Raw genomic sequence first — 21457 nt, 5'->3', positions numbered from 1 at the left:
TCCCCCTCTATATTAAAAACTCCAACAGAATCGTCTTGTCTACTGTCTGCAGCGGCACCGATACGCGGTCCCCGCTCTTTAGCTCCAGCCCGCGTGAAGCGTCAGCCGCCCGCCCGGATCTTTCTACTGTGATGCCTTCGCTGCTGCGCAGGAGCAGCCGGTCGTTTTTGCCCGGAGTAAAGATGACCTTCTCGCTCTCCTTCAGTTCAGGAGCCAGCTGGAGCAGCTGATGCAGCGTGAATTTGCCGCGGAACCCGGACAGCTTCTTGTACTGCGGATACGTCTTCTCTCCGGTGTTGCCGTCCAGCACCTCTACGACCATCTGTCCGACAAAGCCCCGGTTGGCCTGCTTGCGCAGCATATATACAGCCGCCGCAATGAGCAGCAGGAGTACGCCGCCGATGATAAAGTACAGGGTGTTTGAGGATTCTTTTGGCTGAAGCGGCTCTTCTCCTGTTGTTCCGCCCCCTGTTGCAGGTGCTGTGCTTACAGCCCCCGTCTTCGCATCGATCTTGAGCACATCACTTTCACGGTAAAAGCTGCTCTCCTCCGCACGGACCTTCAGCTCATAGTTATGACTCTCTTTAATTTCAAAAGCGCCCTTGAACTCCGGCCCGGAATTGTCCAGCGGAATCTCCTCTACTGTCCCTGTATCGAGGTCCGTCGCAAGCAGTACCGCATTCATATCTTGATACAAATTGCTGAGTGTTACCTGAGCACCGTTGCTGTACAGGTGGGAGACGATATCGATCGTATCGCCCTTCTTGTACGCTGCCGACGGCAGCGCCTCTATCTTGAGCTCGAGATCATAGTTGAATACGAGATTGATGTCGATTTTATCCTTGGGAACGCCCTTGACCTGCAGCTTCCAGTCCCCCTGCTCCGGTGACAGCAGCTTGATGAGGCTGTAGGTGGACGACTTGGACAGCAGCACATCATCTGACGGGATCGCGACCTCCTTGCCCGACGGATCGGTCAGCTTCGCGGTCACCGGCTGTGCAGACATAATCGAAATGTTCGCTTCCAGCACACTGCTGTTAGGAACGTTAACCGTAACCTCCTGGAAGCTGCCGTCCGCCGTAATCGACTGGACCGGAACAATCTTCAGCTTCAGATGACTGGCAAAAATCTCGCTCAAAATCTGCGGCAGATCATCCGCTGAGTTCGTCGTAAACGATTTGCCGCCTGTCTCAGCAGACAGCCCGGCGAGAATATCCTTATTCAGCTTGCCATCAGCATTGAGCCCTATAGTATAAACCGGGTAGCCCTTCTGCTTGGCTGCATCCACCGCAGCGGACAGCTCCTGGTCTGACTGGCTCTGCGTCCGGCCGCTTGCCTCATCGAGGTCATTGTTACCGTCTGCAAGCATGACGATCATCGGCTCATGGCTGGGATCACTGCCGTTCTGCAGGACTTTAACCGCTTCTTCCATACCTACGGCGATGTCCGTGTAAGGTCCGCGGTTCAGCCCGTCGATGAAATCCTTCAGGTCCTGCTTGTCGCCGGCTGAGCCGATTTCAAGCAAAGCCTTCTCACGCTGCACCTTGTCGGTGTATGCGACAATGCCGACCTTGTCACCTTGCGTGGACAGCATATCTATAAACATTTTCATCGCCTCACCGGCGATATTGTTCTTGTCACTCTTGTTCATGGAGTTGCTGACATCGATCAGCAGCACCGCGTCAATCCGCGACGGTCCCGCCGCTGATACGGATGAACCAGCCGAGGCCGCCGAAGCCCGAAGTGCTGTAAAGGGTGATGCCGTAAGGCACAGGATCAGCAGCAGTACCGGGATCAGCCTCTGCAGCATATTCTTGGTTGTTCTGGGGCAAAGCTGTGTACGAAGCATAAAGATGGCTCCTCTTGTGTTATATTCGGTATTAGGGACATTGCGTCAGTTAGCTAAAATCTGTCAATAGCATGCCATTATGATATAATTAAACATTGTAAACTTCAACTTTATGCCTGCATGAAAGGGAGAGTTCCATGATTTCATACGTCATACTCGGCATTGCGTTTCTATATGCCGTCATTCAAATTTCACTTTACGCCTCAAGGCGGCGCAGGCCGCTCACCCGTGATGACATCGACGAGCGGCTGCTCGCCGCCCTGAACGGAGGGTCCCCATCCCGTGACTAAAAAAAGACCCGTCACCTTCCGGACGTTCAAGGCTCCGCGCTACGCCCATGACAAGCTGCGGGTCTGCCGGCACTGCGGCAATTACACCGCGCTCGGTGAAGAACGCTGCGGCAAATGCGGCCGGGCCGCTCTCAGACCGGTGGCCCGGCAGGCTGCTTCACTCGCCGGGCGCAAGATGCATACCCGCCTGCTGCTGCTCCTTCTGCTTACTCTGGCTGCTGTCTATTTCGGGCAGAGCCTGCAGCAGATGGCACTCAGCGGAGTCTGCGGGGCCGTCCTGATTGCAGCCCTCTATTATATGCAGCGGAAGGTCCGGCAGAATGAGAACCTCTTTGCCTTAAACGAGCTGCTCGGCCGGAATATTGACCGCATCCGGGAAGGGCTGGAGCTGAACCGCCAGGAGGCCGTTGCTGTCTTACGTGAAGATGATGTGCTGGCCTATGAGAAGCTGCGCGAAATTTCTGTCCTGCTGCGCGGAGACCGGATCGCCCGCCAGCGCGTTGCCCTGCTGCACGGCTTCCAGCTGCGCAAGGATATGAATCTGGAGCTCGAGCAGCTGCTGCTGCGTGATTTTGAGCCGCTGCTTGCCGAGTATATCGGCGAGATTGCCCGGGTCCGGCCCGAGCTGATCAAGGACCGCACACTCCGCTATGTCAAGAATTATGAGGTGCAGATTCTTGAAATGAACAAGGGCAGAGAAATCCTGACCGGTGTAGCGGGAGCGGCGGTCCGTCTGAAACGGAACGCGCTGCTGTACTCCGGCATGATCGGAAGATATGTACAGGACCTGCCCAAGGACCGGTTTCTGCGGCTGTCCAGACTGATTTCCGCCAGCCCTCATGAGGCCTGGAACGGTCTCGACCAAAGGATAGCCGAAGTCAGGGAAGCGAAATACCGCTGGGACCCCGATTTTTAGATAGAGTGCCGTAAGACTCAGGCATGCTATATTTTTGAAAAAAGGGGCTACTATACTATGACGTTCAAACAGGCCATAACCCTGCGGAATATTATGATCATTCTGTGTATATGCATGGCGGGGCTGCTCGTTTCAAAGGGCCTGCGGATTGAAGACAAGCTCCGGATGGTGCAGGAGGCTGAGCGGCTGTACGCCGCCGGGGACCTGATAGCGGCCGAGCGGCTGTACCGGCAGGCGGCTGATAATTTTTCCGTTCATTATAAAGAGGAGCAAATTGCCGGGCGGCTTACAGAGCTCGCGCCGATCACGGCGATCCGCAGCGGTCTGGATACACTGGTCCGCATATCAGCAGATCAGCTTGTTACGAAGGATTTTGCAGGCTTCATGGAGAGCTATGCCTCCCTGCTCAGCCTGAAGGCCAAGTATTTTGTCAGCGGCGGGCCGTATGAGGCCTTTTACCGCAGGCTGTCAGAGGAGTCAGGGATTTCTGCGCAGCTCACCGGCGGCTTCCGGCAATTCAAGGACCAGTTCCTGGCCGAGCTTGCAGCCGGCGGCAGCGGTGAAGATACCGGCGAACCTTACAAATGGAACCTGCTCCTGATTCCTGACGCTTATTATGGAGACGCAGATACCAAGACGGAGCTGCTGGCAGCCGGCTTCAGGTCGCATGACATCGCTAGGCTGAAGGTGCTGGCAGCAGCCGGGAGCTTCCAGCCTATGCTTGACAGTGCCTTATCGATGAAGGAAGCCTATGATAGCCACGGCTACCAGGCTTCATGGGTGCAGGAGCAGGCTGAAGGAAGCGCGCGCATTATTATTGAAAAAGACCTTGATGGTGACAATACAGCTGCGTTTGCCAGTCATGCTGTGATGTACCGTAACTACGCTGCGGCAGCAGGACTTGATGCCGGCTCGTCCAAGCTGCTGGCCTCTATTGAGCGAAGCACATCGAAGCTTCTGTCCAGCGCCGCCCGGCTTGTGCGGAACGGGCAGTTTGCTGAGGCGATCCAGCTGTACAGCAGCCTCACTCCACTGCAGGACACTTCGGCAGACATTGCTGCAGCACAGCTGGCCTGGAACACCGCCGAGCCTGTCCGGCTGCTGCCGGGCGGCGATGAGGAAGGTAAATATGTATTTGTTGCTTCCGTCTCCGGCCGATATGGGGCCAAGGTGGCTGTAGCGGGGGTTGACGGCAGCGGCATGCTGCATTATGCATATCTGCAGGAGGACGGAGTCGTCTCAACGCAGACAGGCGGCGTTATTCCGGAATCCGGGCGGCTGAGCGGCGTTTCCTTCGACGACCAGCTTGCTGCAGCAGCCGGAGTGCCGGTTGTGGTAATCCGCGGGGGCCGGGATGACGGCCGCACGGATTTTATGGCGTATCAGATCAAGCCTGAGGGTATTTCAATGCTCTTCTCTTTTGCCGGAGACAGCTATGAGCTGCAGGCAGAGGATGCCTCGCTTCTCGTAACTAATGCAGATACCGGCGATGGCGTGTCCGGTGAGACAGGCGTGTATACCTTAAGTGATGGCGGCTATCAGTTTACCGGTATCATGCAGACGGTGCCTCCGGTTATCTCCGCTGCCGATCTGGAGCTTCATCCTTATACGGATGTCACAATGAACGCCGAAATTTACATTGATAACTCCGGTCGAAGCGTCGGCATTGCTGATGGCCGTTATCTTTTGCTGCAGGGTAATGCCGGCTTTGTTACGGGAACTGCCGTCATTACCGGACAGTATCAGAACAGATATGCTTATGCGGGAACAGAAACCGGTGAGCAGTATATGCCTGTCTTCACTATCAATTCGCTGGAGAGTGTCGGGTCAACTGCTGCGGACGCAGGCACAGACATGAATATGGATCCGGAGCTGAGTACGAATCCTGGCGCAGAGACGGATTTGAATCCGGCGCCGGAGGATACCGGTGAGCAGACGGATACCAATGCAGAGGCAAATGCAGGGGCAGGCTCGAATTAAGCGGCATTAACAGGATACTGCTTCTTATTAGGATTCATTCGACAGATCCTTGAGAACAAGAACGATAGAGCCTTTAACCCATAAAGAGCAGCGGTCCTCAGACAATCTGATTATCTGAGAACCGCTGCTCTTTCAATTGGCGGATAAAACTGTATGTTGTTAGTGCGTGCACAGCCGCTGTGACGGCATAGCTGCCAGCATCGGTGCAGTTGCAGTACTTGCGTGCAGTCGCAGCACTGGCACTATTCTGTTGCAGTACCCGAGCCAATGCGGTAACTTTAACGGACACAGCTGACGCTAAATACCTGATTTACGGCGGTTTTTCCTCCTAACGGACCCAGATGCGCTTATTTGGACCCATAAGCCGGTTTTTCCGAGGATAGGCAGGCAATAAAGGCTGTGGGGTCCGCCAGAACTGAGCCTTGTCTCAAATCAGGCAGATAACGTCATCTCAGTCCGTTCGATCAGCAGCAAGCCTCTCCTTTTCGCCAAACAGCCCATTGTATCGCAGCATCCTTCGTGTATTCATCCCGTTTGCTTGTTCCGCTAGAGACAATCCGCTTCCATTCAATCCGCAGCAGACACTCTAGGCAAATTCCAGCTGCTTCGCAGCCCGCGCACCCCATCATGTCCTGCTGATTCATCAAGTTCCCGTTTACCTGATTACTTCAAAAACGGCATTACCCTGCCGATCCGGCAACGTCTGCTTTTTTCCTGCGGCCCAGCAGCCGTTTATAACGTTTCTGGGCATATAGAACACCAGAGGCTGCAGTGACGGTATCCTTAACCTCACCCAGCACCGCTTTGGTCTCCTGCACCGATGCCTTCATCCGTTTAACCTGCGTCTTAATTCCATCCGTGCGGCTCTTGGCCTCATCCAGCGTCTCCTGGACATTGGCCTTTACCTCGTCAACCGGCTCTTTCAGGCGGTCCACCGATTGCTTAACCCCATCCAGTGACTTTTTCAGGCCATCTATACTATTCTTGAATTCCTTAATCGGGTTACCCATGTCTATCCCTCCTGCTCAGCTTTACTATTACTTACCCCGATAAGCAGCAAGGCCTTCAACGTATACGGGAAGGAATGCTGCGTTACCCGCGTAGCTCCTGCAGCAGCGCCATAATCGTCTCTTCGTCCACCGGCACTGAGAAGGAGCCGTCCTCAAACGTCTTCATAGCCCCGATCCCCTCCTGGAAAACAAAGCGGATCCGCCCGCTGCGCACCTTCTTGTCTGTATACATTTTGTCCACCAGCATACGGTTTGTAATAGAGGCCGGAAGCTCTGTCGGCAGGCCGGCCTGCTGCAGCAGCTTCACAACCCGTTCAGCTTCACCACCCGTCATGTACCCCAGCTTCACTCCAAGCCGCGCTTGTATAACCAGTCCTACAGAAACGGCTTCACCGTGCAGCAGCTCATATCCGCTCACCGCCTCCAGCGCACGTCCCGCCGTATGGCCGAGGTTAAGAATCTGCCGCAGATTGCTCTCATGCTCATCCTGCTGGACCACCTCATATTTGATCCGGCAGTTGTGCAGGGCAATCTGTTCACATATCTCAGGATCCAGAATCAGCTGACCGTCCGGCGATACGACCTTACCGATATGCTCCTCCAGATAACGGAAGAATCCGGCATCCGCCAGACAGGCATGCTTAATCGTCTCGGCGAGGCCGCTCCGGAACTCCCGGACTGGAAGGGTGCACCACGCCGCCAGATCAATGTACACCTTACGCGGCTGATGAAATACGCCGATCAGGTTGGTGGCGACCGGTGTATTGACACCGGTCTTGCCGCCGACGGAGGCATCAGCTGCCGCCAGCAGCGTCGTTGCATAGTTCAGGCTCGGCACCCCGCGGCCGAACGTCCCGGCAAGGAAGCCGGCCAGATCGGTCACGGCCCCGCCGCCGACGGCGATAATGCAGCTGTCCCGCCCGTAGGAACGGCTCAGCAGCTCATCTTCCAGCCGCGCTTTGGTCTCACGGGTCTTGGATTTCTCGCCGGCCGGGAAGGAGAACAGCTCTGCCGCAAAGCCGTTCTGCAGCAGAAGCTCAAGCAGCGGACGCCCGTAGAGCGGCTCTACCGAGGAATCCGTAATGACAGCAAATTTGCTGGCGCCGGGGACAAGCCCCTGCTGCAGATCGCTGATTAGCGACGGAAACAGCCTTTCGCCGATTTCAATCTGATAAGAGTGATCGACTGTCTTTTTGAGTACAACCTGGAAGCTTTGGGACATCGCTGCAGACCTCTTTTCCTTATGCCGGAGCATAATATATTTAGCATTCTTGTCCGCTGTACAGCGGATCGGTTACCATCCTCATATAGTTGACCAGATCGGCCCTCGCCTGCTCATTCGCCTGCCACACTCCCAGGTTCCAGCACATGAAGCGGAGCCCCAGGTAACGTGAGGCTGCCCGGAACAGCCCGGCGTACTCCTGCTGCGGAATGTCACAGCCTAGAACGGCAAGACATCTCCGGTACTCCTCTGCCTGCTCCAGCGTCCTGCAGCGCATGGGGATGTCCATGAACAGCGAGCCGTAGCGGGCCTCCTCCCAGTCAATGAAACGGATTTTATCATTGTTATGCACCAGAACATTGCCTGGATTCAGATCATTATGAACCATTGTAAAGGTGTCTGCAGCATAGATAACCGGTATCATATCCTCTGCAATTCTTCCGGCAATCTCCTCAATATTCTCAAGGGTCTGCAGCCCGAAGGCTTCAGCAAAAGCCGGATTCTGCCTGGCGGAATCCCAGGAAGGTCTCCAGTTTGTATTAAGGATCTCGGCAATATAGGCCTCACTCACCTGCGGCAGCCAGGGCAGATCGCATCTGCAGCCAAGATTAACATAATGGATATAGGCCAGCGCCTCTATCTCCTTCTTCTGAAGGGCAGGCAGATCCAGTCTGCTGTAATCCGTCCGGTAATCCACATCCTCAATACACAGCAGGCTCCGCCCTTCGTAGAGCGGCTGGCCTGAGAGGCTGAAGGGTACTTTGGCCCCCTGCGAATAGAGCCTGGAAAGTGCCGAACGCTCCACAAAAGTAGCCTGCTTCGTTATTAAAGAGATTTCCTCTTTTACCGCTGTCCCTTCCGGCATTCCTGCTCTGGACTGCAGCCACACTTTATTGCGCATCAGCTCAACAGCCCGTGACCCCGCATGCACAGGTACGCTCTCTACACTCAGCACTTCGGCTTCGGGGGAGATAAAGCAATAGACAGTATCCTTAATCAGGCCGATCCTTTTGCTGCTGTCGGTTAATTCCATGGCACTCATCCTTAACTATGATGGACTTACTACTGCTACTGACGGATAGGTATGTTCGGCAAAACTCGCTGTCATTACAAACTGATTCCGCTCATAAAACCTGAGAGCATCTTCATTACTGGCAGCCACCCGCAGGTAGACGCCCCCGGTTCCCTGATTTTTGATCATATGGCTTATGCATTGGTTTAGTATAATTCTTCCATACCCTCTATTCTGCAGCTTCGGCGCTACTACAAGATCACGGATATAATCACCTTCTGTGATATATGCACCCGCCAATTTCTCCTGGAGCCAAAATGAACGGACCCGGCCTGCAGCCTCGTATGCTTCAAGCCTCTGCCCAAACCATTCCGCCTGCCTGCGGTATCCGCCTGTCTCCCAGCCATTCTCAACACAAAGCTGCTCGTAAGCTGTATCAAAAAGCATAATAAAGGCATCCAGCATCTCCGGTATAAATCCCTGCTCCTGCAGTAACAAGCTATCCGCTTGATCCGGCGGTCCGCCCGTATACTTCAGCTGATAACCCTCCAGATCAGATACAAATCCATGCTCCCTTACAAATTCTATAATTTCTGTATTATCTCCATATACATTAAAGCAGATCTCCCGGTGCTCACTTGACTGCAGATAAGGAAAGATTCTGTCATCTATTAAATCCAGCAGCATATCTGGCTCCCCGCATACGCTGAATGCAGCGTAGGCTATCACACAGCTGTTATCCTCCGCCAGACATAACACTCCCTGGTTGTTCCCGGATTCTGCATAAAACAGTATTGTAACTCCATTGCGTTCAAAGGCAGACCGTACAAATTCCAATGCTCCGGTAGAGATTTGTGCTATAAGCCGCAAAATCCTTTTGTTCCGCTCTTCCATCATGCGCGCTCCTTCTTCTAACCTCAATGATTCCGGCTGTCAAAAATATAATATAACGCCGCCGCATCTAAAATGTGAATGTCCGCCGACTCCAGCTTTACCGTTATGTTTCGCCGAAATATCAGATTCTGATAGCTGATTTCCGCCAGCACCTGATCCTCTTCATCCATCATATAGACACCCTTGTTGCCGATGTTCTTTTTTAGCCTTATAGTAAAATCTCTTTCGAGCTGAACATTCATTCTCGGATTCGCCTTAATCTTCGTAGCATCACTGACCGTAAACTCCCCCAGATGAATGGAGCTGCCCGTCCACTTGGACCTTACAAGACTATCCCGCCCAAGCTGCTCACTGATGCTGCAGACCGGCTGCCCGCTGTTATCAAACGCCTGCACATTCACAAAAAAGGTTGCGTTAAAAATAAAATCACAAGCCTGCTGCAGCCAGTTTTTGTACACTCTTTGAATCGAGCCGACTGGGATATGATTAGCGCCATAGATGGTTATTGATTTGGTGCTTCCCCTGTACACGGGCTTTACTAAGCTATATTCCCGTATCATCTTAACTCCCTTTCCGGATCATCGTCCTCATCAATTAATATTCCTCCCAGTCCTCCAGTACACTCCAGCTTACCGCAGGATCCCCCTGCTGCGAATGCATGGTACCGGTATAAATGTGATTGTTATGTATTCCTGTCTCCAAATAATGCTGCAGCACCGCGCGTGTTGACGCCGTGGCCTGCATGCCGCCAGCCCTGCCGGCTTCCAGCCACAGCAGTTCTCCTTCTTCACCGGGAACCAGCCGGCTTCCAGGTGCAACATTGCCCATAAAGATGTACTGTATACGAATCTCCTGTCCGGCCTTGAGCCGGTTAATAATGTAACGGAGCGTCAAGCCGCCAATATCCTGCCCGGTAAGTCCTGTTTCCTCAGTAACCTCCCGTAAACAGGCAATCCGGGGGTCGCTGTATTCCCCGTCTTCGATGTGACCCCCAACGGGAACCAGATGCCCGGCAAGAAAACGGCTGCCTTTCTTTTTTTGCAGAAATAACACATCCTGAGCTTCATTAAATAAAAAAGCTACCGCCATCTGCCTAAGCCGCATATCTAGATCACCCCAGCCCCGGAATACGAACACACAGGAAAATTATACCACGGTCATTCCCTGCCGATAAGCTAAAAAAGGCATATGCAGGAAAAGTATTCCTGCCAGTTGAATAGAAAGCAGAGGCTTAATTTCCAAGTGGGGGTTATAACAATGTTGATCAATGTGCTCGACAAAGGGTATGTCCGGCTGGTAAATCATATGGGCAGTGACCTGACTGTTGTGAATGCAGCGCGGGTATCCTATGCCAAACAGTCAGAGGAGCTTAGCGAAAAGGACATCCGGCTGATCCGGTTTCTGGCCCGGGAAGGCCATACTTCACCGTTCAGGCACGCTGTCATCCAGTTTGAAATCTATGCGCCGCTGATGGTTGCCAGGCAGTGGTGGAAGTATGTGGTGGGCTCGGCCCATTACGAGGGTACAGGGGACAGTCTTGAGGCCTGGAATGAGTCCAGCCGCAGGTATATTACGGAGGAGCCGGCCTTTTATCTGCCTTCGGGCGGAGAATGGCGGAGCGCGCCGGAGAATTCCAAGCAGGGCAGCGGCAGCCTGATTGCCTGGGAGCTTGGGGAGAAATATACGAAAGAGCTGATGGATTACACCGAGCTGGGTATGCAAAAATACGAAGCCGCCCTCGCGGACGGCATCTGTGCAGAGCAGGCGCGCCTGTTTCTCCCTGCCTACGGCCTGTATGTCCGCTGGTACTGGACGGCGTCCCTGCAATCGGCCGCCCACTTCCTGCAGCAGCGGCTGGAGCATGATGCCCAGAAGGAAATTCAGGATTATGCCAAAGCCATTCTCAGTATGGTAAAAACGTTATTCCCGGTTACTGTGGACGAGCTGCTGTCACGCTGACCGTTATGCTGACTGTGAAATATCCTCTCTCTGCGGAGATTCCTCAAGCAAGCACGTACTTAAACACCCCTGCAGCATAACTGCAGGGGTGTTTCATCATTACACAGAGTTTCTGCTCAGTAAACGTTAATAACCTGCTCCTCAATAAATCCGCCAACACGTTGCTTGTATTCAGCCCACCGGTAATCCTTATTTTCAATAACCAGCTTCGGGATATCCCATACGTCCACTACCGACCGGACGAACGCCTGACTGCCGCTCCATAACGCCGCAGCCTCCCGGAAATCCTCATCCGTATGCAGCGAGACGGGCCCCCATTCATTGCCGCGCACACTGCAGATAAACCGCCACTGGGCCTCCACATCAGGCTGGTAAAAATAGATCAGCACCGGATTCAGCGCAGCCAATATCTCCTGCAGCGACGCGGTGAGCTTAATCAGTTCAGGTAGAGCCATTCCCATATGATGAGCGCAGCTGACGGCGTCCTGAAAAAGCACACTTTCAATAACCGTTACTTCATCACCGCTTCCCAGCCGCTCCTCCACAAATCTCCGGAACACAGCCTCAAGCTGTATTGTGAACAGCTCCGCCTGATCCTCATCCGCCAGGGAGGTGAATTCATACCCCCGGATAAACAGCGGATGATTCTCCTCCAGCTCCAAAATACATCTGTTTGCCACTCCCCGGGATGTCAGCAGCTCTGCAGCGGAGGAGGCACAGGTTGTTTTACCGGAGCCCGGCATGCCGTCGATGATGATTAACTGTTTAGGACGGGTTGTCATTGTTGATGCACACCCCTAATCCAATGTTTTCTGGACAGCACATACATCTCTTCTCCGTTACAGTCCGCGTAATCTCCGGTCAGGCCTTCGAGCACACGGTCCAATGTGAAGCCGAGCCGGCCAAGCACCTTAGCTGAAGCTGTATTTCGCGGGTCGGCTTTGGCGTATAACCGGTCCAGCCCGATTACCCCAAAGCTATATTCCGCCAAGGCCGAAGCCGCTTCAGCAGCATACCCCCGGCCCCAGTACTGCCGTCCGATCAGATAGTACAGCTCTTTGTCAGGCGGACAGAAGTCGAGTGTGCCTGCACCGCACCAGCCGATGAATGCACCGGACTTTTTTTCCCGGATGGCGAACGAATATTTAAAGGCTTCATCAAACGGTATATCGTAGCTGCTGATCAGCCAGTCAAAAACCCCCTGATACTCCTCAGCGGAAAAGACATCCATATGCATATACGTAAGCACTTCCGGGTCCTGCATCAGCTCAAACGATTCCTGCAGATCGCTTTGGATATATGGGCGGATAATCAGCCGCTCCGTTTCCAGACGCATTACGGCTAAAGCCTCAATCATAGCCATTCCTCCCGTTTCTTTCAGGCAATATGAGCTAAGCATAATCCGGTTCGCCGGCATGTGCCAATGTAGAGTTTGATTTTAACCGAGTTTACCCGCTGTTTATAACAATCAGATGCTTCTTAATCAAGAGTCACCGAGTCATATAAGGATTGATCGATCCCCTTAATAAAAGGTGTCCAGTCCCCGGACGAATAGAGCATCAATTGATGCATCGCACGCGTACATGCTGTATAAAAAAGCTTCCGCTCACTCTCCCGCCGGTACGTCTGCGCAGAAGCATCATAGATCAGCACGGCGTCGAATTCGACACCTTTGGCGAGGTAGGCGGGAAGGACCAGGATTCCTTTTTCAAAAGTGAGTGTATCCTTCGTAATCAGCCGCAGGCCTTCAACGCCATGTGAAAGGAGCGCCTCATAGGCTTCACGGCTTTCGTCGGCTGTTTTGGTAATGACTGCGATGGAATCAAGGCCTTCCGCCTTGAGCGCAGCAATATCCTGCATCATCCGCCCCGCCCGGTCTCCGCCGCTGCCGGTACGGGTAAGACATGGCTTCCTGCCCTCCCGCTCAAACGGGATGATCCCTGCCTCCGGCAGCAGCGATTTCGTAAACTCCACAATCTGGCGGGTGGAGCGGTAGCTGCGGACAAGCGTTATCAGCGCGGTTTCTTCTTTGCCATATAGCCCTGTCAGAGACGGACCTGCTTCGGCCAGATTCGTCGCCTGCGGAAAAATCGCCTGCCCGAAGTCACCAAGCACAGTCATCCGCGCCCTTGGAAACAGCTGCTTCAGAAAAGCATACTGAAACGGCGAGTAATCCTGGCCTTCATCTATAAAGAGATGTCTGACAATTGTATTCGTCCGGGTGCCTTCAATGAGCTCCTTCAGGTACAGTAACGGGGTTGCATCCTCATAGAAAAGCTCAAACCGCTCCAGCTTCTCCTTCGTCTGCGCGCAAATGTCCACCCACAGCTCCGGTACAGCTGCAGTCCCCGTCATTTGCCGGTAAGCCTCCGCATCCTCCGCAAACAGCTGGCTGTAAAGTCCGGTTACATCTATAAATTTCAGGCGTCTGGCCTCCCGTCGCAGCGGCTTGAAGCTCTCCTTTACAATCAGCCGCAGCAGCAGCTCTTCCTCCTGTTCGGCGTAGTCGAATACATTCTCTTCACCCTGCTCTTGTCCGCGCAGCTCCCCGTAGAGCTCCTCGTATTGTTCAGCGAAATCGAAGACTGCCGACTGCCGCTGCACTTTTTTGAGCAAGGTGCTGTAGGCTTCGGCATATTGCTCGGTATCGAGATAATCCAGCTCATCCCGGGCCCAGTCTGCCTCCAGCTCCTTGACTTCGAGCGCCGCCAGCTCCCGCAGCAGCCAATCCCGCAGCAGGGTAATCCGGTTAGCCAGACGTATAGTAGGAGCGTAGCTGTAGAACTGCAATTTCATCTGTGCAGCCGTAATCAGCTCACGGTCCCGGAAGCGGATGCTGCGGAACAACATGCCCTCCTGTCCCAGCCACAGCGCGTAGCTCCGGAGTGCCTGCAAAAAATCACCGGAAGCCTTATAGGTCATCCCGCTCATCCGCGCTTCATAAGCCGGTGCCGCCCCCGGACTCATCGCATACTCGATCTGCGCGAACGGGTCCTCCAGCCGGAACTCCGCCCCAAGCCAGTGCTCCAGATATTCCTGAAAGGTCGTCTGCTGCATGTTCTCCTCACCAAGCTCAGGCAGGACGGTGGAGACATAGCTGTTAAACATCGGATTCGGCGAAAAAAGCACGATCTGATCTGCCGTGATCCGGTCGCGGTGCTTATACAGCAGATAGGCTACCCGCTGCAGCGCTGCGGAGGTTTTGCCGCTGCCGGCCGCCCCCTGGACAATAAGCATGCGGCTTTTGTCATCACGGATAATCGCATTCTGCTCCTTCTGGATTGTAGCTACAATGCTCTTCATCTGTGAATCGGCACCTTTGCCGAGCACCTGCTGCAGCAGCTCATCACCGATGGTCAGGCTTGTATCGAACACATTCTGGAGCCTGGCAGCGCGGATCTGATACTGCCGCTTCAGCGTCATCGTCCCGGCAATCTCTCCGCCCGGTGTATCGTAGACAGCAGCGCCGGGTGAGTGGTCATAGTACATGCTGGCAATGGGGGTGCGCCAGTCATAGACCAGGAAGTCCAGACCGTCTTCAGTGGCAAAAGAGGCTACGCCGATGTAGACTTGTTCTCTGCTGCCCTGTCCCTCTTCCTGAAAATCAATGCGTCCAAAGTACGGGGACGGCAGCAGCCGCTTCATGCTCTTGTAACGCTGCATCCGCACCCGGTGGCTGCGCTCCCGCTCGGACAGCAGCGCCTCCTGCTGCTTGATGCTGTAAAAGGTCTCTTCAAAATCCTCGTCAGTGCTGGTATTAACGGTCACTTCCTCCCAGAACCGCTTACGGATCTCCGTTACCTGCTCCCGCAGTCCGGACACTTCCGGTTCAATTCCGGCAATGGCTGTCTGCAGCTCCTCCGTTACCAAATCCAGCCGCTCCTGCTCCCGCTGCCATTCCTCCGCATGAATCATCCGCTGACACGCTCCTCTATTAATCTGGTCTGCCTTCTGCAAAAATCGGGTTTGACAAAGCTGCAAAGCCTATGGTAAGATTAAGGTGTAAATAAGATGTTATACTTATGTCTTAATTTAAATGAAAATAGTGACGCTGTTTAACTATATCACAACGGATTTTATCATGCAACGGATTTATATACGTGGACCCGGCAGAGACTGCCGGGTTCTTTTTGTTCTCCCGGGAGTTTGGGCGGGGATTTCATGCGGGGCTCCATTCTGCTGATTGAACTGGCAGGCCACTTCCCGTTATGATAACAGTATCCATGTTTGCAGGAGGTTAACGATCAATGGCAGTATTCATGAACGAACAAATACGGGCGTCCGAGGTTGTACTTACCGGTCTCCGGGGCGAGAAGCTGGGCATTGTCTCCAGGGAGGAAGCGCTGGCGATGGCCCGGTCACAAGGGGCGGATCTGGTCTGCACCTCACTGATGAGCAGCCCGCCGCCCTGCACCCTGATGCCCAAGGGCAAAGCAAAGGCTTCGGCCCAGAAGGAAGCAGCATCCGCACGTAAGACCGGCTCCAGCCAGACCGCCGGGCGGAGCGGCGGCAAAGACAAGGTCAAGGTGAAGGAGCTGCGCTTCACTGCCCACATCGAGGAGCATGATTACGACACGAAGCTGCGCCAGGCGGACAAGCATCTGCGCTCCGGCAAGCCGGTGCTGCTGAATGTCCAGGCCTCCGGCGCCAAAGAAGCGGCCGCAGCCAAGACCGTTATCGAGCGGCTGGTCGCCGATCTGAAGGATGCCGGAGTCAAGGACACCGGTGTCCAGAGCGGCGGCAAAGGCTCAAAGGTGCAGCTGAATCCGCGCTGAGCAACGGGGCAAGTGAAAAGGGCATCCTAACAGCCGGGATATGGCTGTTAGGATGCCCTTTTGTTGCCGAAGATCAATCCGCGCAGCTCTAACGGACTGAGACGACCTTATTGTTCGAAATGCCGGTATTTGCGTTAGCTAAACATTCCTGTATTCGCTAAGTTATTGGCTTAGACAAAAACAAGAGCGCCTCGTATGATGAGAGTATAAGGGGTCGGAAGCCCAAAAACTCATCAGGAGGCGCTTACTATGAAGTTTAACCGAAACGAAACAACGAATCAACGTATTGAGCGAATTACGGTGCAGCATGTAGTGGTTGGGATCGACATTGCTAAGGATATGCACGCCGCGCAGATGACCGATTTTCGCGGGCGTTCGCTTACTCCCCGCCATCTGTCTTTTCCCAATACGCTAGAAGGCTTTGAGAAGCTTTTGCGTTGGGTAAAAGAAGCCCAGAGCAAGCACCGGCTAACATCCCTTCTTATTGGACTTGAACCTACGGGGCATTACTGGTTTAACCTTGCCAATTGGCTGCTTCAACAAGGGATTGAGGTGGTGTTGGTGAACCCGGTGACCACCCACCGTAATAAGGAAAACCGGGACAATAGCCCATCCAAGAATGACCCCAAGGATGCGCTTGTCATTGCAGACGTGGTCAGTCGCGGCTACTACACAGACTATGTGACTCAGGAAGCCACTTTTGAGCGTCTAAAGACACTCATGAGTGACAGAGAGTACTGGGTAAAGCAATCGATAAGCTTGGGCAATCGAATCGTCCGCTGGATCGACCTTTATTTCCCCGAATTCCGCCAAGTCTTTCCGGACTGGACAGTGCTTCGTTCGCTAGCATCGCTCCACGCTTGTCCTTTGCCATGTGATCTAAAGAGACTGAGTGTGGATGAGGTGATTAAACTTTGGCGCAAGCAAGGGATGAAACGGGCCTCCGGCGTCAGTGGCAGAGCGAAAGCAGGCGCGTTACTTGCAGCAGCAGCGCGCAGTATTGGGGATACGAGAGCAACGGAAGAAGCACGGCAAGACCTCTACCGCCTGATTCAAACCTACAAGCAGGTAACCGTCATGCTCGGTGAAATAGAGGAGGCCCTCGGGCGGATCCTGCAAGAAATTCCTTTGGCTGAGCAATTACGAAGTATCCCGGGTCTTGGCACGATGACGCTGGCAGCCATTCTAGCCTCAGCGGGCGACCTGCGCCTGTATGCGCACGGCAGGCAATTGTTACGACGAGCCGGTTTGAATCTGGCTGAGTGTACCTCCGGTAAGTTCAAAGGGCAAATCAAGCTCTCCAAGCGGGGGGACAGCATGCTCCGCAAGCACTTCTACTGGGGAATGCTGAATCTGGTGCGGCAAAACCCGGATTTTAAGCGGTGGCATACGCACAACCAGGAACGGGGCATGAAGAAGCAGGCGTCGCTTTTTAAACTGATTGGCAAGCTGGCTCGTATCCTGATCGGTATGGTCCAGCGAGGGGAATCATACCAAAGTGCATCTGCAGCCCCAGTTGCCGCATAAATTGGAACCACGAGAATTGACTTGTTCGCAGGATTCTACAACATTGCATGTATAAGAGAACCGAGTGTGTGTGTCCGGAAGGGCCTTGACCCGTTAACTAAACGCTATCGGTCTCCACGCCATGGACAGGTGTAACGAAGGAATGTGAGGGCATAGACCCGTAGAGATCTGGGAGGGTGAACCTCCATGGGCCAAGTGGAGTATGCAGGATATCCTTGGATTAAAGCACGTCATACGCTGCTTTTGTTCCTGCATGCCCCTAGCGCTCCTGGCAGCTCAACCCCCACCATTAACTCGCACTCCCTGTTACTCCAGTACGTTGAAATCCTGCGAATGAGTGAGTATTTGTGAGAGAAACTCTTAAATACGAGGGACGGACACCACAGGCGTTATTTAGCACAACTTCGCAGAAATCACAGCCTTTTCGTTGCAATAACGGCAACTGGGTCCGTTAGAAGCTCCCACTGCCGGAAAATGGACAGATAACGTCACCTGGGTCCGTCCGGCAGTGTTTGCAGGCTCATATAGCCGCAGGCTGGCGAGAGTCACACTCACACCACGTACAGCTAAAACCCGGCAATGGTCATCATCTCGAAAGAACTATTACAATGAACAACCGGTATGCTGTGCTTGCTAAGACCAGCTCCGCTTCTGAAGGAAATCCGCTCATTATAATGCGCCTTCTCCGCTGGGGCGATGCTGGTTATCTCAGACTGCTTGCAGCACTCTCCGCTCTGACAATCGTTACAGCCCCCGAATCAGCTTACTGTACTACTACCTATTCCTTACTCACTACTCCTTACTCCCTGCTCCCTAATTCCTGCCCCCTTGCTCTCTGCCCCCGATCCCCGCACAAACGACAGCACCGCTTTGGTGCCTGCCCCCTCTATACTCTCAATGGCGATCGAGCCTCCGTACCGCTCCATGATCGCCTTGGCGATGGCCAGCCCCAGTCCCGATCCGCCCTTTGCCCGGCTCCGCGACCCTTCGGCACGGTAAAAACGGTCAAAAATATGCGGAAGCTGCTCAGAGGAAATCCCGATTCCTGTATCTGTCACGGATACAATAACCCGATCAGGGTCTGCTTGATATGCAATGTGCACACTGCCGCCTTCCGGTGTATATTTCAGCGCATTCTCCACTATATTGCGCAGCACCTGGTAACAGGCACCCGCCGGCATCCGGACCATCAATGGACCGGTATTCCCGGCTTCACCGGCACTTAAAGTAACACCGGGACCTACGTGCACGGTCTGGGGCAGTAGCTCGTGCAAAACCTGCTGTACCTCGCATTCTTCCCCGGTACCTTCCTGTACCGGCTCTTCCGTCTCGGCCAGCAGCAGCAGCTGGGCAATCAGCTGCCTCATCCGGCCCGCCTCATCCATCATGAAGCCCAGGGATTCCTCCAGCACCTCCGGCGACTGCTTGCCCCAGCGCTGGATCATATGGGTATGCCCCTCAATGATAGCCAGCGGTGTCTTCAGCTCATGGGAAGCATCTGCCACAAAACGCCGCTGCTGGTCAAAGGACACACTGAGCTTTTGCAGCAGCGCATTAAAGGTCGCCCCTAGCTGGTGCAGCTCATCCTGCGCTGCAGGCAGCGCAAGCCGGTGCGACAGATTGTCTGCCCCGATGCTCTGCACCTCGCCGATCATGCTGCGGATCGGCTTCAAGGCGGAGCGGGCGACCAGCCATCCGGCCAGCGCTGCTGCCCCGGCAGCCAGCAGCAGGCCTAGCAGCAGCAGCCGGCCTACCTCGCGCGAGGCTGCGGCCGCTGCAGAATACCCGCTGTCAGCCAGCCGCAGGGTTACCGTGCCAAATGCCGGCAGCGTCAGGCTGCTTACTGCTTCAAACTGCGCGGCTTCTGCACCATCCGGCATCGCCGTGTCCTTCCCCGCCTCTGCTCCCAATGACGCGCCCTCCTCCGCAAGCACCCGCCCCTTGGCATCCAGCAGCTGCAGCGTCTGGCCTTCATCCAGATCAGCGGCAAAGGAAGACAGGTCCGGCTTCAGCACCGCCGCCGCCCCGCTCCCTCTGCCGAAGCCGGGTCTTAGCAGCGAGGGCAGGAAGGTAACCTCCTTAATCTGCAGCTCGAACTGCTTCAGCTTTTCGGTAAGCAGCTCCTTCTCCTGCTTCTGCGTCCATTGGCTGAAGGTAATATACACAAAGCCGCCAAGCACTGCCGCCACAACCAGGGAAGCCAGGGCGATCGAGGCGCTGACCTTGCGGGAGAATGTCCACCCCTTCATTTGCCGTTCCCCTCCCCGTCACTCCCTTAGAATGTAGCCGCTGCCGCGGACCGTATGGATCAGCTTCTCCCCGTAGCCCTCATCCACCTTCATGCGCAGATAGCGGATATAGACATCCACAACATTGGTTTCTCCCTCATAGGAATAGCCCCAGACCAGATTCAGCAGCGCCTCCCGGTTCATCAGCCGGTTCTTGTTCTGCAGCAGGCAGCGGAGCAGCTCAAATTCACGCTGCGACAGCTCGATATCCTGCCCGGCGCGGGTTACCCTGTGCGAAGCCGCACTGAGCGACAGGTCCTTGGCCTCCAGCAGATCCTCCGGCTCCCGGCTCTGCTGCAGCCGCCGCTGCAGGGAACGCATGCGGGCGAGCAGCTCCTCAATGGCGAACGGCTTGGGCACGTAATCGTCTGCACCGGTATCCAGCCCCCGCACCCGTTCGCTGATGGTATCGCGCGCGGTGATCATAATGATCGGTGTCTGCTTGACGGCGCGGATTCTTTTGCAGACCTCAATTCCGTTAATCCCCGGCAGGTTCAGATCAAGCAGAATAAGATCATAGCTGCCCTGTATGGCCTGCTCTGCACCGGCGAGCCCGTCTCTGGCAACGGTAATGTCATAGCCCTCATAAGCCAGCTCCAGCTCCAGCAGCCGGACCATGGCAGCTTCATCCTCAATAATCAGGACATGCTCCTTCATACTCAAACGGTACTCCACCTTCTCACGCTATAAAATTAATTGCTGATCTTAAGAGACAAGCCTGCCAGCGAGGAAGCCTCAATGCGATACGTTCCGGCGCCGAGGGTTCCGCTGACTCTCCCGCCCTTTACTGTTAACGGGAACTCCGTTTCCGGCTTTCCGAACGTTGCACTGGCCTCTACCTGCACATCCGCCTGCTCAGGCCAGGCCAGACTGACATTACCTGCGGTATTGGACACATCCCAGTGGCCGCCGACTTTTGAAGACTCAATATGAATATTGCCTGCTACACTTTCTGCCTTAATAGACGAGTAAGCATTCTTAACAGTCAGATTGCCGTTTACAGTCCGGATATCCAGCGGTCCCGTAACCTTGTTAGCATCAATGTTTCCGTTCACCACAGAGGCTGCTGCACTTTTTTGGACGCCTGCTATAGTAACAACCCCGTTGTCGGTATGGAGGACCAGATCGCTCCCGCTCTCTTTTACCGTAATGTTTCCGTTATCCGCAGCTAATGTAATGGGCCCGCCCGCCGTCACTTTTGACAAAAGCACGTTTCCATTAGTAAGCTCTGCCTGCAAACCGGCTTTAACAACCTTAGGCAGCGTAACCGTCAGATGAATGCTGATATTATAGCGGCTGCTGGCTGCTTCCCCGTAGGTTTTGATGCTGAGCTCCTTGCCTTTTTGTACCTTAATTCCGCTTCTGGCTGCGATAGCTTCCGCTTCTGTGCGGGATGCATGATCGACCACCACCCTTGTATGTACCTCTATCTGTGTACCGCTGCCCTGCTTCAGTTCAATCGACCCATTCACGCCGGTAATGGCAATCCTCTCTGTGTCAGCGCCCAATTTAATGCCGGTAGTCCCTTTGTCAAAAGAAAATCCGGACCCCGTCGCCTCAGCCTTCACCTGTGCCTTCACCTGCTCCGCCTGCTTTGCTTCAAAATCAGTCTCATTCAGATGCCGGGCAAGCGCCTCTCTGCCAAACCCCGAGCCTGCGTACAGCAGCAGCGCCGCCGCCAAGAATCCTGATGCTGCCACTTTTATAGAGCTTTTCATAAACCTGATTCCTCCCA

At 54.4% G+C, this 21457-nt stretch carries 19 protein-coding genes; 6 read left to right on the top strand and 13 right to left on the bottom strand.

The window, feature by feature from the left end; translation table 11 throughout:
• Nucleotides 1–7: 7 nt before the first annotated feature.
• Complete coding sequence (locus R70723_RS04140) at nucleotides 8–1810, bottom strand: VWA domain-containing protein (RefSeq protein WP_039878227.1); 1803 nt, start codon at nucleotides 1808–1810, stop codon at nucleotides 8–10.
• A 176-nt stretch (nucleotides 1811–1986) separates the two neighbouring features.
• On the opposite strand from R70723_RS04140, the gene R70723_RS33240 reads away from it, so the two are divergent.
• The 3 genes from R70723_RS33240 to R70723_RS04130 are packed head-to-tail and all read left to right on the top strand — an operon-like array spanning nucleotide 1987 to nucleotide 5035.
• Nucleotides 1987–2139, top strand: coding sequence for a hypothetical protein (locus tag R70723_RS33240; RefSeq protein WP_156123777.1), 153 nt, complete (start codon nucleotides 1987–1989; stop codon nucleotides 2137–2139).
• Nucleotides 2132–3055, top strand: a complete 924-nt coding sequence (locus tag R70723_RS04135; protein WP_039870038.1) for a hypothetical protein — start codon at nucleotides 2132–2134, stop codon at nucleotides 3053–3055. The genes R70723_RS33240 and R70723_RS04135 overlap by 8 nt, the downstream gene beginning before the upstream one ends.
• Before the next feature lie 57 nt (nucleotides 3056–3112).
• The gene (locus tag R70723_RS04130; RefSeq protein WP_039870037.1) at nucleotides 3113–5035 is read left to right on the top strand and encodes a hypothetical protein; all 1923 of its coding nucleotides are present in this window, start codon (nucleotides 3113–3115) and stop codon (nucleotides 5033–5035) included.
• 680 nt (nucleotides 5036–5715) lie between these two features.
• On the opposite strand, the gene R70723_RS04125 is transcribed toward R70723_RS04130, so the two are convergent.
• From R70723_RS04125 to R70723_RS04100, 6 genes are all read right to left on the bottom strand, one after another.
• The gene (locus tag R70723_RS04125) at nucleotides 5716–6045 is read right to left on the bottom strand and encodes a DUF6468 domain-containing protein (protein WP_039870036.1); all 330 of its coding nucleotides are present in this window, start codon (nucleotides 6043–6045) and stop codon (nucleotides 5716–5718) included.
• 82 nt (nucleotides 6046–6127) lie between these two features.
• A complete protein-coding gene (gene aroB, locus R70723_RS04120) occupies nucleotides 6128–7267 on the bottom strand; it encodes a 3-dehydroquinate synthase (protein WP_039870034.1) in 1140 nt (379 codons plus the stop codon).
• Nucleotides 7268–7307: 40 nt separating this feature from the next.
• The gene (locus tag R70723_RS04115; RefSeq protein WP_039870032.1) at nucleotides 7308–8300 is read right to left on the bottom strand and encodes a phosphotransferase; all 993 of its coding nucleotides are present in this window, start codon (nucleotides 8298–8300) and stop codon (nucleotides 7308–7310) included.
• 15 nt (nucleotides 8301–8315) lie between these two features.
• Nucleotides 8316–9176 carry a GNAT family N-acetyltransferase gene (locus tag R70723_RS04110; protein WP_081957189.1) on the bottom strand — a complete coding sequence of 287 codons (861 nt, stop codon included), beginning with the start codon at nucleotides 9174–9176 and terminating at the stop codon, nucleotides 8316–8318.
• Nucleotides 9177–9196: 20 nt separating this feature from the next.
• On the bottom strand, nucleotides 9197–9733 hold the full coding sequence (locus R70723_RS04105) for a tubby C-terminal domain-like protein (protein WP_039870028.1): 537 nt from the start codon (nucleotides 9731–9733) through the stop codon (nucleotides 9197–9199).
• A gap of 34 nt (nucleotides 9734–9767) precedes the next feature.
• Nucleotides 9768–10277, bottom strand: a complete 510-nt coding sequence (locus R70723_RS04100; protein ID WP_052421177.1) for an NUDIX domain-containing protein — start codon at nucleotides 10275–10277, stop codon at nucleotides 9768–9770.
• Between the two features lie 153 nt (nucleotides 10278–10430).
• On the opposite strand from R70723_RS04100, the gene thyX reads away from it, so the two are divergent.
• Nucleotides 10431–11132, top strand: a complete 702-nt coding sequence (thyX, locus tag R70723_RS04095; protein ID WP_039870027.1) for an FAD-dependent thymidylate synthase — start codon at nucleotides 10431–10433, stop codon at nucleotides 11130–11132.
• A 116-nt stretch (nucleotides 11133–11248) separates the two neighbouring features.
• Here the strand turns inward: thyX and R70723_RS04090 are convergent, their stop codons facing one another.
• The 3 genes from R70723_RS04090 to helD all read right to left on the bottom strand — a co-directional run bounded on the left by R70723_RS04090 (nucleotide 11249) and on the right by helD (nucleotide 15047).
• Nucleotides 11249–11914, bottom strand: coding sequence for a P-loop NTPase family protein (locus tag R70723_RS04090; RefSeq protein WP_039870025.1), 666 nt, complete (start codon nucleotides 11912–11914; stop codon nucleotides 11249–11251).
• Entirely contained in the window at nucleotides 11911–12489 is a 579-nt protein-coding gene (locus R70723_RS04085; protein WP_039870023.1) for a GNAT family N-acetyltransferase, read from the bottom strand. The genes R70723_RS04090 and R70723_RS04085 overlap by 4 nt, the downstream gene beginning before the upstream one ends.
• Before the next feature lie 122 nt (nucleotides 12490–12611).
• The gene (gene helD / locus R70723_RS04080) at nucleotides 12612–15047 is read right to left on the bottom strand and encodes an RNA polymerase recycling motor HelD (RefSeq protein WP_039870020.1); all 2436 of its coding nucleotides are present in this window, start codon (nucleotides 15045–15047) and stop codon (nucleotides 12612–12614) included.
• Nucleotides 15048–15379: 332 nt separating this feature from the next.
• On the opposite strand from helD, the gene infC reads away from it, so the two are divergent.
• Nucleotides 15380–15907 (top strand): translation initiation factor IF-3, encoded by a 528-nt coding sequence (gene infC, locus R70723_RS04075; protein WP_039870018.1) that lies wholly within the window; start codon nucleotides 15380–15382, stop codon nucleotides 15905–15907.
• 249 nt (nucleotides 15908–16156) lie between these two features.
• Nucleotides 16157–17434: an IS110 family RNA-guided transposase gene (locus R70723_RS04070; RefSeq protein ID WP_039870016.1), complete on the top strand. Its 1278-nt coding sequence runs from the start codon at nucleotides 16157–16159 to the stop codon at nucleotides 17432–17434.
• Between the two features lie 785 nt (nucleotides 17435–18219).
• Here R70723_RS04070 and R70723_RS31865 read toward each other — a convergent pair.
• Genes R70723_RS31865 through R70723_RS04055 form a run of 3 tightly spaced genes read right to left on the bottom strand, consistent with a single transcriptional unit; the run spans nucleotide 18220 to nucleotide 21440 of the window.
• Nucleotides 18220–19683: a sensor histidine kinase gene (locus tag R70723_RS31865; RefSeq protein ID WP_052421176.1), complete on the bottom strand. Its 1464-nt coding sequence runs from the start codon at nucleotides 19681–19683 to the stop codon at nucleotides 18220–18222.
• Between the two features lie 18 nt (nucleotides 19684–19701).
• Entirely contained in the window at nucleotides 19702–20379 is a 678-nt protein-coding gene (locus tag R70723_RS04060) for a response regulator transcription factor (protein ID WP_039870012.1), read from the bottom strand.
• Nucleotides 20380–20414: 35 nt separating this feature from the next.
• Entirely contained in the window at nucleotides 20415–21440 is a 1026-nt protein-coding gene (locus tag R70723_RS04055; RefSeq protein WP_039870011.1) for a DUF4097 family beta strand repeat-containing protein, read from the bottom strand.
• Between the last annotated feature and the right edge of the window lie 17 nt (nucleotides 21441–21457).

Origin of the sequence: Paenibacillus sp. FSL R7-0273, from assembly GCF_000758625.1 — a bacterium.
In the GTDB taxonomy this organism is placed as follows: Bacteria; Bacillota; Bacilli; order Paenibacillales; family Paenibacillaceae; genus Paenibacillus_AQ.
The sequence above is the reverse complement of the archived record's forward strand: the minus strand, read 5'-3'. Positions and strand labels throughout refer to the sequence as shown.

Coding starts and splice junctions, on each gene's coding strand:
- R70723_RS04125 (WP_039870036.1), bottom strand. CDS start 6,045: ATGGGTAACCCGATTAAGGAATTCAAGAATAGTATAGATGGCCTGAAA.
- thyX (WP_039870027.1), top strand. CDS start 10,431: ATGTTGATCAATGTGCTCGACAAAGGGTATGTCCGGCTGGTAAATCAT.
- R70723_RS04060 (WP_039870012.1), bottom strand. CDS start 20,379: ATGAAGGAGCATGTCCTGATTATTGAGGATGAAGCTGCCATGGTCCGG.
- R70723_RS04110 (WP_081957189.1), bottom strand. CDS start 9,176: ATGATGGAAGAGCGGAACAAAAGGATTTTGCGGCTTATAGCACAAATC.
- infC (WP_039870018.1), top strand. CDS start 15,380: ATGGCAGTATTCATGAACGAACAAATACGGGCGTCCGAGGTTGTACTT.
- R70723_RS04055 (WP_039870011.1), bottom strand. CDS start 21,440: ATGAAAAGCTCTATAAAAGTGGCAGCATCAGGATTCTTGGCGGCGGCG.
- R70723_RS04115 (WP_039870032.1), bottom strand. CDS start 8,300: ATGGAATTAACCGACAGCAGCAAAAGGATCGGCCTGATTAAGGATACT.
- helD (WP_039870020.1), bottom strand. CDS start 15,047: ATGATTCATGCGGAGGAATGGCAGCGGGAGCAGGAGCGGCTGGATTTG.
- R70723_RS04140 (WP_039878227.1), bottom strand. CDS start 1,810: ATGCTGCAGAGGCTGATCCCGGTACTGCTGCTGATCCTGTGCCTTACG.
- R70723_RS04070 (WP_039870016.1), top strand. CDS start 16,157: ATGAAGTTTAACCGAAACGAAACAACGAATCAACGTATTGAGCGAATT.
- R70723_RS04100 (WP_052421177.1), bottom strand. CDS start 10,277: ATGCGGCTTAGGCAGATGGCGGTAGCTTTTTTATTTAATGAAGCTCAG.
- R70723_RS04085 (WP_039870023.1), bottom strand. CDS start 12,489: ATGATTGAGGCTTTAGCCGTAATGCGTCTGGAAACGGAGCGGCTGATT.
- R70723_RS31865 (WP_052421176.1), bottom strand. CDS start 19,683: ATGAAGGGGTGGACATTCTCCCGCAAGGTCAGCGCCTCGATCGCCCTG.
- R70723_RS04105 (WP_039870028.1), bottom strand. CDS start 9,733: ATGATACGGGAATATAGCTTAGTAAAGCCCGTGTACAGGGGAAGCACC.
- R70723_RS33240 (WP_156123777.1), top strand. CDS start 1,987: ATGATTTCATACGTCATACTCGGCATTGCGTTTCTATATGCCGTCATT.
- R70723_RS04090 (WP_039870025.1), bottom strand. CDS start 11,914: ATGACAACCCGTCCTAAACAGTTAATCATCATCGACGGCATGCCGGGC.
- R70723_RS04130 (WP_039870037.1), top strand. CDS start 3,113: ATGACGTTCAAACAGGCCATAACCCTGCGGAATATTATGATCATTCTG.
- aroB (WP_039870034.1), bottom strand. CDS start 7,267: ATGTCCCAAAGCTTCCAGGTTGTACTCAAAAAGACAGTCGATCACTCT.